The organism is Streptomyces sp. ST2-7A (assembly GCF_021390475.1).
Taxonomy (GTDB): Bacteria; Actinomycetota; Actinomycetes; order Streptomycetales; family Streptomycetaceae; genus Streptomyces.
The window spans coordinates 51,027-62,571 of sequence record NZ_JAJUWS010000010.1; the positions used below are offsets into that span (position 1 = coordinate 51,027).

General features: G+C 73.1%; 10 protein-coding genes. 2 read left to right on the forward strand and 8 right to left on the reverse strand.

Annotation, left to right across the window (positions count from 1 at the left end; translation table 11 throughout):
* Window positions 1-19: 19 nt before the first annotated feature.
* From ispF to LZF96_RS08585, 3 genes are all read right to left on the reverse strand, one after another.
* Window positions 20-547, reverse strand: coding sequence for a 2-C-methyl-D-erythritol 2,4-cyclodiphosphate synthase (gene ispF, locus LZF96_RS08575; protein ID WP_233868129.1), 528 nt, complete (start codon window positions 545-547; stop codon window positions 20-22).
* Window positions 537-1,370 (reverse strand): 2-C-methyl-D-erythritol 4-phosphate cytidylyltransferase, encoded by an 834-nt coding sequence (gene ispD, locus LZF96_RS08580; RefSeq protein ID WP_233868133.1) that lies wholly within the window; start codon window positions 1,368-1,370, stop codon window positions 537-539. The genes ispF and ispD overlap by 11 nt, the downstream gene beginning before the upstream one ends.
* 963 nt (window positions 1,371-2,333) lie before the next feature.
* On the reverse strand, window positions 2,334-2,816 hold the full coding sequence (locus LZF96_RS08585) for a CarD family transcriptional regulator (RefSeq protein ID WP_233868136.1): 483 nt from the start codon (window positions 2,814-2,816) through the stop codon (window positions 2,334-2,336).
* Window positions 2,817-3,613: 797 nt separating this feature from the next.
* Here LZF96_RS08585 and LZF96_RS08590 point away from each other — a divergent pair.
* Window positions 3,614-4,315 carry a DUF461 domain-containing protein gene (locus LZF96_RS08590; RefSeq protein ID WP_233868138.1) on the forward strand — a complete coding sequence of 234 codons (702 nt, stop codon included), beginning with the start codon at window positions 3,614-3,616 and terminating at the stop codon, window positions 4,313-4,315.
* A gap of 365 nt (window positions 4,316-4,680) precedes the next feature.
* Here LZF96_RS08590 and LZF96_RS08595 read toward each other — a convergent pair whose 3' ends face one another.
* Both LZF96_RS08595 and LZF96_RS08600 read right to left on the reverse strand, forming a co-directional pair.
* Complete coding sequence (locus LZF96_RS08595; protein WP_143617419.1) at window positions 4,681-5,361, reverse strand: response regulator transcription factor; 681 nt, start codon at window positions 5,359-5,361, stop codon at window positions 4,681-4,683.
* Window positions 5,358-6,734, reverse strand: coding sequence for a cell wall metabolism sensor histidine kinase WalK (locus LZF96_RS08600; RefSeq protein WP_233868141.1), 1,377 nt, complete (start codon window positions 6,732-6,734; stop codon window positions 5,358-5,360). Before LZF96_RS08600 ends, LZF96_RS08595 begins: the two co-directional genes overlap by 4 nt.
* A gap of 399 nt (window positions 6,735-7,133) precedes the next feature.
* On the opposite strand from LZF96_RS08600, the gene phoU reads away from it, so the two are divergent.
* The gene (gene phoU / locus LZF96_RS08605) at window positions 7,134-7,808 is read left to right on the forward strand and encodes a phosphate signaling complex protein PhoU (protein WP_233868144.1); all 675 of its coding nucleotides are present in this window, start codon (window positions 7,134-7,136) and stop codon (window positions 7,806-7,808) included.
* A 510-nt stretch (window positions 7,809-8,318) separates the two neighbouring features.
* Here the strand turns inward: phoU and LZF96_RS08610 are convergent.
* The 3 genes from LZF96_RS08610 to mshA form a co-directional block, all read right to left on the reverse strand.
* Complete coding sequence (locus LZF96_RS08610) at window positions 8,319-9,077, reverse strand: phosphoglyceromutase (RefSeq protein ID WP_233868147.1); 759 nt, start codon at window positions 9,075-9,077, stop codon at window positions 8,319-8,321.
* A 195-nt stretch (window positions 9,078-9,272) separates the two neighbouring features.
* Complete coding sequence (locus LZF96_RS08615; RefSeq protein WP_233868356.1) at window positions 9,273-9,779, reverse strand: YbjN domain-containing protein; 507 nt, start codon at window positions 9,777-9,779, stop codon at window positions 9,273-9,275.
* Window positions 9,780-9,954: 175 nt separating this feature from the next.
* Window positions 9,955-11,337, reverse strand: coding sequence for a D-inositol-3-phosphate glycosyltransferase (mshA, locus tag LZF96_RS08620; RefSeq protein WP_233868359.1), 1,383 nt, complete (start codon window positions 11,335-11,337; stop codon window positions 9,955-9,957).
* Window positions 11,338-11,545: the final 208 nt, after the last annotated feature.

Sequence of the window (11,545 nt, forward strand, 5' to 3'; positions counted from 1 at the left end):
CGGTCGGGGCGGATTCGGTTCAGCGGCCGGCGGCCGGCAGCAACAGCGCGGTGGCGACGGCGGCCAAGCCGTCGCCGCGTCCGGTGAAGCCGAGGCCGTCGGTGGTGGTGCCGGCGACGGTGACCCGGGCGCCGGCGGCCCCGCCGAGCACCCGCTGGGCCTCGGCCCGCCGGGTGCCGATCTTCGGCCGGACCCCGATGACCTGGATGGCGATGTTGCCGATGGCGAAGCCCTCGGCGCGCACGATGCGGGCCGCCTCGCCCAGCAGGCGGGTGCCGGAGGCCCCGGCCCACTCCGGGCGGGAGGTACCGAAGTGCGCGCCGAGGTCGCCGAGACCGGCGGCGGAGAAGAGCGCGTCGCAGGCGGCGTGCGCGGCCACGTCACCGTCGGAGTGACCGGCGAGCCCGAACTCCGCGTCGGGCCACAGCAGGCCGGCGCACCACAGCGGCCGACCGGCCTCGAAGGCGTGCACGTCGGTGCCGATCCCGACCAGCGGGACGACCACGGCGGGGGTCGTTTCGGGAGAGGGCGCGTGTTCACCAGCCATCGGCCACGCTCCTGCGGGCGAGGACGGCCTCGGCGAGCAGCAGGTCCAGGGGGCGGGTCACCTTGAACGCCTCCTCGTGGCCGCGCACCAGCACCACCGGGACGCCGCGCCGCTCCACCAGGCCGGCGCAGTCGGTGGCGGCGTCGCCGGCGTCCGCCCCCGTCACCGCGGCCTCGTGCGCGGCGACCAGCACCGCGCGGTCGAAGCCCTGCGGGGTCTGCACGGCGCGCAACGAGGCGCGCTCGGGGGTGGCGACGACGGGCTCGGGGTCCGCCGGATCACGGTCGGCGGGCGGGGCCACCTGTTTGACGGTGTCGGTGACCGGCAGCGCGGGAACGACGGCGGGGGCGCCGGCGCGGACCGCCGCGACGACCGCGTCGACGGTGGCCACCGGGACCAGCGGGCGGGCCGCGTCGTGCACCAGCACCACGTCCACTCCGTCATCGGGGGCATCGGAGGCGTGGGGACCGGCCACACCCCCGGTGCCCCCGGCGATGGCGGCCAGGCCGAGTCGGACCGACTCCTGACGGGTGTCACCGCCGGGGACCACCCGCAGGGTGACCCGGTCGGGCAGCGGGTGCCCGTCGAGCAACGAGCGGACGGCGGGCACGTCGTCGGCCGGGGCGACGACCACGATCGGCCCCACGTCCGTGGATCGGGCCATCGCCCGGACGGCGTGCACCAGCATGGGGACGCCGCCCAGCGGGCGCAGCGCCTTGGGAGTGCCGGGGCCGAGGCGGACACCGCGGCCGGCGGCGGGAATGACGACCGCGGTGCGGCCGGGGCCGGGCCGGGCGGCCTCGGCGGATGGGTTGTGTGTCATCGCTTCCGGGGGAGGTTTCCGGACCGGGTTCGGCGGGCCGGGTTTGTCGTCGGTGGTGGGGTGGGTATGGCCCGGGTATGCCGGGAAGTCGCGCGATCGACCCCCTTCCGAACCCTCCGTGACCTCGATCGCGCCGCTCTTCCGGAAGCGCACCCGCGCCGCACGGCGTCGCTCCGGCGACCGCCCCGACGCGGGAACGTCCGGGGTGGTGCCCGAAGGTACCGGGCCGACCGCCGGGTGTTCGAGCCGGGGCCCGGGTCGGGTGATCGGCCCGTGTTTCCCGACCGGGCGCGTTCCCGTCTGTCGCGCGCCGGGGCCTCGGTGATCGGCGCGATCGACCACGCGCCTCGTTCCGGCGCCGGTCATGACCGATGTCGACCGTGTGCCGGGGTTCGCCGTGCCGGGCGTTGGCCGGACGGGAGCGGCGGAGCCGTGGTTTCGAGCCGTCATACCCCCGTACCCGGGGATCACCACGGCTCGTCGTCACCCGTGTTCCCGTCCCTCGGGATCGGAACGACGGATGAGGGAACGACGGGCATGCGCCGCCACCCCGGCACACGCCGCGACCGCGGGTCAGCCGCGTCCCTGCGACACCGCGATCCGATCGATCGCATCACCGGTTCGGGCCGGGGTGTGAATTCCCATCGACAGGGCAGGACTCGATGGGCAAGGATGCGGGAGACGGCCGTACCGGGGATCGACCCGGACGACGACCGACCGCCGGCATGACCGGTCACACCGGCGGTGGGAACGGGAGCGAGCGACCCCGAACGGAAACGCGGGACAGGGCCGGAAGGGCGGGTGGGATATCGGACGCACCGAGCACGACCGACGGGATCGCCCGTCGCGTCACGAGTGCGACGTGACACGAGAGGATCCCCCGGGACGAACCGGGCACCCCAACCGCTGCCTTCCGGCGACCCCTTCCGCGTACCGGCGGAGCCGGACGGACCCAGGAGGCGCTCAGGAGGCGAGAACCTCGTCGAGCAGCGTCTCCGCCTTGTCCTCGTTCGTGCTCTCCGCGAGCGCCAGCTCGCTCACCAGGATCTGGCGGGCCTTGGCGAGCATCCGCTTCTCACCGGCGGAGAGACCGCGCTCGCGCTCACGGCGCCACAGGTCGCGGACGACCTCCGCCACCTTGATGACATCGCCGGAGGCGAGCTTTTCCAGATTCGCCTTGTAACGACGGGACCAGTTGGTGGGCTCCTCGGCATACGGCGCGCGCAGCACCTCGAAGACCCGATCCAACCCTTCCCGGCCCACCACGTCGCGCACCCCGACCAGCTCGGCGTTCTCCGCCGGGACACGCACCTCGAGATCGCCCTGGGCGACCTTCAACACCAAATAGGTCTTGTCCACACCTTTGATCTGGCGAGTTTCGATGGCCTCGATCAGCGCGGCCCCGTGATGGGGATACACCACGGTGTCGCCAACCTTGAACGTCATGTGACAGGTACCCCTTCCGTGGCTATCCAGGGTAACACGGATCTCTCCCCACATGAATGGCGTTTCCGCAGGTCAGCCCATATCTCAGGGCTTGACAAGCCCGCCGTCGACATGCATCGACCCGCCCCCGGCGGGGGGTATTCGCAGGTCGGGGCGGTGGCGGCGACCGGCGGAATCACGCCGCGAACTCGGACGGGAAGCCACTTCACGGCGAAATCATGTCCGTTTTGTCATGGTTGACGGAATCACATCGTGGAGGTTCCCGAAGTTCCGGGTGGTCGACTTCCGCCACACTTCCCCACCCCCTTCCGGCGGTATTCCCGGGGGCACCACAGTTGCCGACATCTCCTCCGGAAACCCGATCCCGGATTGGGAATGCACCCCCGCGAGAACCTCGCAGGGGAGTCCGGGAAGCGGGTGATCACGGTCCGGTCACGACACGCCATGGGGAAACCGACGACCACCGCCCGGAAACGATCAAGAACGGTCCGATACGAGGCGCGTCCGCCGCGTTCCCGGGGTTGTTCCCGACCCGCTCCCCCGCTCACCGGTCGACCGTCGACCACGGACACGGGAATTCCGTTCGCCCACACGGGGGTTGGGGCGCTCGTCGACCCGAACCCCCGGTTCCCGGCCCCCGGGGGCGGTCCGGACCGCCGTCCCCCGGACGCCACGGCCGGGTCGGCTGCGGAGGGTGCGGGGCCGCTCGATAGGCTGGGCCCGCCATTGGATGACACCCGCAGTGCGGCCGGGCGAGCGGCCCGCCGCCGAAGTTCGACCAAGGAGATGCCGCCGCCGTGAGCAGCAGCCTTCGACGCGGTGCCCTGACCGCGACCTTCGTGCTCTCTATCGCCCCGCTCGCCGCCTGCGGCGCCGGCTTCGACGCCGAGACGGATCAGGTCGGCCCGATGCAGGCCGCCGTCGAGATCGAGGACATCAAGATCCAGAACGTCAACGTCCTGCTCTCCGAGGAGGACGGTCCCGCCGGCGTCAGCGCCCGGATCTTCAACGACGGCACCGAGGACCAGACCCTGCTCTCCATCACCCTGCCCGGCAGCGGTGAGGAGATGGAGCTGGTCCCGGCCGAGGGCGAGGACGAGATCGTCATCCCGGCGCGTGGCTCGATCGCGCTGGGCGGCGAGGGCAACGCCACCGCGATCATCGACGACCCGGAGAGCGCCGGCATCGCCGCGGGCAACGCCCAGCACCTGATCTTCGACCTGAGCACCAGCGGCGAGGCCGCCCTGTACGCGCGGGTCATGCCGGTCGTCGACTTCTTCGACTACTACGCCGACTGGGCCCCGCCGACCATCGACGAGATCGAGGTCGAGGACGAGGCGGAGATCGACGAGGACGCCATCGAGGGTGTCGAGGACGTCGAGGAGGGCCTGCGGGAGGGCGAGGGAGAGGACACCGAGGAGGCCCCCGCCGACCGCCTGCCCGGCGAGGTCGAGGACGAGGAGGGCGAGGGTGAGACCGGCGGTGCCGGCGAGGACTGATCCCTCCCCTCCGCTCCGCCCGATCCCCCTTCCCCACCCGGCACGCACCGGACGCGCCCCGACGGCGGCGCGCTCGACGCGCCCGCCGGGCGGGCGCACCGGGCACGCACCCCACCCGCACCCCCGCGCCGCGCGCCCGGGGTGACGACGGCCGTGCCCCACCCGCCGTACCCCGTCGGGAACCGGTGGAACGCGGCGGGAAACAGCGGAAACGATGCCGGCGACAACGAGACGGGCCCTGTCGGTCCCCCCCCGCTGGGGCGGGACCGACAGGGCCCGTCCGGCGTCCACCGCCCGTTTCACCGGCCCCGGGCGGTGGGGCCGGTGAAGCCGGCGGACCGAACACACCGCCCGGCCCGCGACCGTCACGGCTCGAACTTGTATCCCAACCCACGCACCGTCACCAGGTAGCGCGGCGCCCCCGGGTCCGGCTCGATCTTCGCCCGCAGCCGCTTGACGTGCACGTCCAGCGTCTTGGTGTCGCCCACGTAGTCGGCGCCCCAGACCCGGTCGATCAGCTGCATCCGGGTCAGCACGCGGCCGGCGTTGCGCAGCAGCATCGCCAACAGGTCGAACTCCTTGAGCGGTAGATCCACCTTGCGGCCGGAGACCGTGACCACGTGCCGGTCCACGTCCATCCGCACCGGTCCGGCCTCCAGGGCCGCCGGTGCCTCGTCCTCGGCGTCGCCGCGCCGGCGCAGCACCGCGCGGATGCGGGCCACCAGCTCCCTGGACGAGAAGGGCTTGGTGACGTAGTCGTCGGCTCCTATCTCCAGACCGACGACCTTGTCGATCTCGCTGTCCTTCGCGGTCACCATGATGACCGGCACGTTGGAACGGCCCCGCAGCTGGCGGCAGACCTCGGTACCGGGGAGTCCCGGCAGCATCAGGTCCAGCAGCACCAGGTCGGCACCGTTGCGTTCGAATTCGTCCAGCCCCTCGGGTCCGGTGGCCGCGGTGGCGACCTCGAAACCCTCCTTGCGGAGCATGTACGACAGGGCGTCGCTGAACGATTCCTCGTCCTCGACGACGAGCACTCGGGTCACGGGGTGACCTCCCGGGCGAGATCGTTGGTGCGGGTGGCTGTCGACGGACCGTGTTCCCCGTTCGCCTCCCCGGGCGGGTCGGCGGTGACCTCTCCGGTCACCATGCCGTCCTCGTCCACGGAGGTGTCGGGGAAGTCCGCCGGTTCGTGCAATGCGCCGCCGGTGGCGTTCCGGTCGCGCCGGGCGGCGCGATGACGCGCACGCGCGCTACCCGGTTCGGGCAGTCGCAACGTGAAGGTGGAGCCCTGGCCCTCGGCACTCCACACCTGGACCTCCCCGCCGTGCGAGGCGGCCACGTGTTTGACGATGGCCAGGCCGAGCCCGGTGCCGCCCGTGGATCGGGAGCGAGCCGGGTCGACACGGTAGAAGCGCTCGAAGATGCGCTCCCGATCGGTCTCCGAGATCCCGATGCCCTGGTCGGTCACCGAGATCTCGATTTGGTCGGCGCCGCGTGGGGCGCCCGCCTCCTCCGCCGGGATGCGCGCGGCGGCGATGGCCACCCGGGTGTGCGCCGGGCTGTAGTTGACGGCGTTCTCCACGAGATTGCCGAGGGCGGCGGAGAGCTGGCCGCGGTTGCCCCACAGGGTGAGGCCGCCGGCGCCGCCGGCCGCCATGGTGATGTTCTTCGCGCTCGCCGCCTGCCTGCAGCGGTCGATGGCCTCGCCGACGAGTTCGTCGACGCTGACCGTCTCCGCGTTGGTCAGCGGGTCGTTGTCCTGCACCCGGGAGAGATCGATCAGCTCCTGCACCAGGTTGGTCAGCCGGGCGGCTTCCACCTGCATCCGCCCCGCGAACCGGTTGACGGTCTCCGGGTCGTCGCGGGCGTCCATGACGGCCTCGGAGAGCAGGGAGAGCGCGCCGGCCGGGGTCTTCAGCTCGTGGCTGACGTTGGCGACGAAATCGCGCCGCACCGCCTCGATGCGCCGGGCCTCGGTGAGGTCCTCGACCAGCAGCAGCACCAGCCGCGACCCGAGCGGCGCGGAGCGCGCGGAGACGGCCAGCGCGTCCGAGCGGCCCCGGCCGCGACGCGGCAGATCCAGTTCCTGCTGCCGGATCTCACCGTCGCGGCGGGTGTCCCGGGCCATGACGAGCATGGGTTCGACCGCCAGCCGTCCGCCGCGCACCAGACCCAGCGCGTAGGCGGCGGAGCTGGCCTTGACCACACCGTCGCCCTCGTCGAGCACCACGGCGGAGGATCGGAGCACCGACAGGACGGTGTCCACCCCGGGTGGCAGCCCCTGGTCGGCGGGGAGCCCCGAGCGCAGCGGACGCGTCCGTTCGCGCTCGCTGATGCGGAATGCCAGCATGGCGAAGACGCCGGTGCAGAGCCCGGCGACGGCGGCCACTGCGGCGACCGCCGCGTTCACGTCCATGACCTCAGGTTATGCGTCGGCGACGAGCGGACCACAGAGCCGGGGGCGAATGCTCGTCCGTGGTCCCGGATAAGTTCACCTTCCCGACGCAGTCGGTTCACCTTGCGGGGCGGCGCCGGACGCACGGGGAGCGAACGGTGGCATATGACGGCGCGCGCCCATCGACGCACGCCGGTCCGCTGGACCCATGACGGGTCCGACCCCGTCGATCCGGGATGCCGGAGCGGCGTCGGGGGATACTTCGGGGTACACCCCGACGTCCCGTCGCCGACACCCCGGCCCCTCACGGCCCCGGGGCCGGTCGACGGAAGGGAACCCCCGGGGGATCGCGCGACGCACGGGTAGCGGCGGAAACACGACCGGGACCGGTCGGAGAACGGCAGGAGAGGGCACGACAACATGCGTGACGCGTATCACGAGGAACTGGACGCGATCAGCGACAACCTGGTGGAGATGGCCCGTTTCGTCGGCTCCGCGATGGGACGCGCGACCACGGCGATCCTGGACGCCGACCTCAAGCTCGCCGAGAGCGTGATCGAGGGCGACGACAAGGTCGACCAGATGCACCGCGACCTGGAGAACAGCGCGATAGCGCTGCTGGCCCGCCAGCAGCCGGTCGCCACCGATCTGCGGATCGTGGTGACCTCGCTGCGGATGAGCGCCGACCTTGAACGGTCCGGCGACCTCGCCCAGCACGTGGCGAAGGTGGCGCGGCTGCGCTTCCCCGACTCCGCGGTGCCCCGCGACATCCAGGCCACCATCCTGGAGATGGGGCAGCTGGCGCAGCGACTGATGGCCAAGGCGGCCGAGGTGATCATCACCAAGGACGTCGAGCTGGCCCTGCAGCTGGAGCAGGACGACGACGCGATGGACTCGCTCCACCGCAACCTGTTCCGCCACCTGATGGACGACCGGTGGAAGCACGGTATCGAGACCGCCGTGGACGTGACCCTGCTGGGCCGGTACTACGAGCGGTTCGCCGACCACGCCGTGTCGGTCGCGCGCCGCGTGGTGTACCTGGTGACGGGGGAGCACGCCGACGAGTTCGAGCCGGAGCCTCCGCCGGAGCCCTGAGTCGGGGCCCCGCGCCGGGGTGGACGCCTCCGCGCGAATGCTTCCACGCGCCGGGAATGCGCCCGGGTGACGTCTTCGTCCCCCGGGGAGGAACGCTCCGGAGGAAGTGGAAGACGTTGTCGCCACGGAGGAGGAACCCCATGGTCGAGTACGTTCCGACGCGCGCGTCCTGCAGTTGTGGGTCGGGGTGCAGCTGCGGCTGCCAGTCCGGCGGATCCTGCCAGTGCGGCGGGTCCTGCTGAGGTCGGGAATCCGACACGGGCCACCGGCCCGGTGAACACCCGGGGCCCGGTGCGCGACACCCGTCGCGCACCGGGCCCCACCCCGTGCCGGGGCGGGGCGGGGCGGCCCCACACCCGCGAAGACGCACCACGCATCCAACCGGGTGGGCGACCCGTCGCGCTCCCCCGGGGACACCAGCGTCCGGGCACCCGTGGCGGGGAAACGCGAGGGGTCCCACCCGCGGAAACCCGCGGGTGGGACCCTTCGCCCGGGTGGGGCCCCTCGTCGTTACTTGCGGCCCTGGTTCTTCACGGCCTCGATGGCGGCCTCGGCGGCCTTCGGGTCGAGGTAGCGCCCGCCGGGGGTGATCGGCGAGAAGTCGGCGTCCAGTTCGTACAGCAGCGGGATGCCGGTGGGGATGTTCAGGCCCACGATGTCCTGGTCGGAGACGTCGTCCAGATGCTTGACCAGGGCGCGCAGGCTGTTGCCGTGGGCGGCGACCAGCACGGTGCGACCGGCGGCCAGGTCCGGCACGATCGAGTCGTACCAGTACGGCAGCATCCGCGCCACGACATCCTCGAGGCACTCGGTGCGCGGCCGCAGGTCGGCGGGCAGGTGGGCGTAGCGGGGGTCGTCGCTCTGCGACCACTCGGCGCCGTCCTCCAGGACCGGCGGCGGGGTGTCGTAGGAACGGCGCCAGGTCATGAACTGCTCCTCGCCGAACTCGGCGAGGGTGGCTGCCTTGTCCTTGCCCTGGAGGGCGCCGTAGTGGCGCTCGTTCAGGCGCCAACTGCGGTGGACGGTGATCCACGCGCGGTCCGCGACGTCCAGCGCCAGGTTGGCGGTCCGGATGGCACGCCGCTGCAGCGAGGTGTGCAGGACATCGGGCAGGAGGTCGTTCTCCCGGAGCAGTTCACCACCCCGGACGGCCTCCCGCTCACCCTTCTCGGTGAGGTTGACGTCCACCCAACCGGTGAACAGGTTCTTGGCGTTCCACTCGCTCTCGCCGTGGCGGAGCAGGATCAGACGGTACGGTGCGTCGGCCATGTTCAGAGCCTAAACGAACTCCCCGTTCGGGGCCGGGCGGGGCTCGCGGAGCGGACACCGGCGGTGTTCCGCCGGGCCGCCGGCGGGCCCGTCCGCGGTCCGCGCAACGCCGTGCGGCCGAAGCGGCGGGTGGCCGGGGCACCGTGCGGGCCCGGCGGACCGGGTCGTGGCCGGGGCCCCGCCGGTGACCGGGCGTCAGTCCGACGCGCCGGGGCCCGCGTCGGGCCCGGCGGTTTCGGCGGGTGGCCGGGTCAGGTGCGCGAACGCCTCCAGGTTGCGGGTGGATTCGCCGCGCGCGGTGCGCCAGGCGTGTTCGCGTCGGATGGCCCCGGCGAACCCCTTCTCCAGCAGCGTGTTGAACGCCCCGTCGGCCTGCTCCAGCACGGTACCGAGCACGCGGTCGATCTCCTCGGCGGTCACCGAGGCCAGCGGCAGTCGGCCCGCCAGGTAGACGTCGCCGAGGCCGTCGAGGGCGTAGGCGACGCCGTACAGCCGGGTGTTGCGCTCCAGCAGCCAGCGGTGCACCTCGGCGTGGTTCTCGTCGGGGCGGCGGATGACGAAGGCGTTGACCGACAGGGAGTGCTCGCCGACCACCAGGGAGCAGGTGGTGGAGAGCTTGCGGGTGCCGGGGAGGGTGACGACGTACCGGCCGGGGGCGGGGCTCTCCCAGCGGGCGTCGGTCCCCTCGGCGAGGTCGGTCAGCGCCGCCTCGACGGTGCGGCGGGCCCGCCCGGCGGGATCCGCCGGGCCGGGCGCGCCCTCGGTTCCCGTCCCCGGGGTCCCGGGCGTCCCACGGCTCTCGGGGGGCTCCGGGGTTTCAGGGGTCCCGGGGGTCTCCGGCCTCTCCGGGTCGGTGCGGTCCGGGGTCTGTCGCGGCTCAGCCATGCCCCGATCGTAGGGGCCCGTCCCCGGGACCCTCGGGACCGGCGCCGCCGACCATCCGCCCACCCGCCGAAACACCGGGGCCGCCGGGGCCGGTGACGCCGGGGAAGGGGGAGGCGGGGGCGAGCGGGCGGGGACGGTAGCGGTCGCCCAGTCGGCGCTCGGCGATCGCGTCGGTGTACACCTCCGCGGTGGCCGCCGCGGCGGCGCCCCAGCCGAAGCGGGAGGCGTGCCGGACCGCGGCGGCGCCGAGGCGACCGGAGAGGTCGGGGTCGGCGGCGAACCGGGCGAGCGCGGTGGCGTAGTCGCGGGGGTCGTGGCCCCGGACGAGGTAACCGGTGGTGCCGTCGGCCACCGCCGTCGGCAGGCCGCCGACGGCCGCCGCGATCACGGGCGTGCCGCACGCCTGGGCCTCCAGCGCGACCAGGCCGAAGGACTCGTTGTACGAGGGCATCACCAGCACGTCGGCCGCCCGGTACCAGTCGGCCAGGCCGTCCTGGGCGACCGGCGGCCGGAACCGCACCAGTTCGGCGATGCCGAGCCGCGCGGCGAGCTTGTGCAGGTGCTCGGGGCGGGCGAGGCCGGACCCGCTGGGCCCGCCGACCACGGGGACGACCAGCCGGGAGCGCAGCGCCGGGTCCCGTTCCACGAGGTGGTGGACGGCGTGCAGCAGCACATCCGGGGCCTTGAGCGGCTGTATGCGGCCGGCGAAGAGTGGGATCAGCGCGTCGGCGGGCAGGCCGAGGCGGGCCCGGGCGGCGGCGCGGCCGTCGGCGGGACGGAAGCGCTCCAGGTTCACGCCGGGGTGCACGACGGCGGTGTGCACGGGATCGGCGTCGTAGTGGTGGACGAGTTCCGCGGCCTCCTCGGCGGTGTTGGCGATCAGCCGGTCCGCGGCGGCCACCACCTGCGTCTCGCCGATGACCCGGGCGGCGGGTTCGGGGGCGTCTCCCTCGGCGAGGGCGGCGTTCTTGACCTTCGCCATGGTGTGCATGGTGTGCACCAGCGGCACGCCCCAGCGTTCGGCGGCGAGCCAGCCGACGTGGCCGGAGAGCCAGTAGTGGGAGTGGACCAGGTCGTAGTGGTCCGGGCGGCGGCCGGCCCAGGCCCGCATGACGCCGTGCGTGAAGGCGCACAACTGGGCGGGGAGGTCCTCCTTGGCCAGGCCCTCGTAGGGGCCGGCGTCGATGTGCCGGACGATGACGCCGGGGGCCAGTTCCACCCGGGGTGCCAGCGCCCCGGCGGTGGAACGGGTGAAGACCTCCACCTCGGTGCCGAGGTCGGCGAGCCGGCGGGCCAGCTCCACGATGTAGACGTTCATGCCGCCGGCGTCGCCGGTGCCCGGCTGGTGCAGCGGCGAGGTGTGCACACTGAGCATGGCGACCCGGCGCGGGTGTCGGCCACCGCGGCGGCGCCTGAGCCGAACGATGTCGGGCACGTGTCCTCCCGGGGTGACGACGGGCGGGCTCCGGGTCCGAGAACACGGATGCCTCGACCCGTCTTCCCACTTTGCCAAAACGTGACCGATTTCGAGCGGAATCGCCGGCGGTCGGTGGAGGTGACGAGGCATCCCGCCGACGGCGGGC

Coding starts and splice junctions, on each gene's coding strand:
- ispF (WP_233868129.1), bottom strand. CDS start 547: ATGGCTGGTGAACACGCGCCCTCTCCCGAAACGACCCCCGCCGTGGTC.
- ispD (WP_233868133.1), bottom strand. CDS start 1,370: ATGACACACAACCCATCCGCCGAGGCCGCCCGGCCCGGCCCCGGCCGC.
- LZF96_RS08585 (WP_233868136.1), bottom strand. CDS start 2,816: ATGACGTTCAAGGTTGGCGACACCGTGGTGTATCCCCATCACGGGGCC.
- LZF96_RS08600 (WP_233868141.1), bottom strand. CDS start 6,734: ATGGACGTGAACGCGGCGGTCGCCGCAGTGGCCGCCGTCGCCGGGCTC.
- phoU (WP_233868144.1), top strand. CDS start 7,134: ATGCGTGACGCGTATCACGAGGAACTGGACGCGATCAGCGACAACCTG.
- LZF96_RS08610 (WP_233868147.1), bottom strand. CDS start 9,077: ATGGCCGACGCACCGTACCGTCTGATCCTGCTCCGCCACGGCGAGAGC.
- mshA (WP_233868359.1), bottom strand. CDS start 11,337: ATGCTCAGTGTGCACACCTCGCCGCTGCACCAGCCGGGCACCGGCGAC.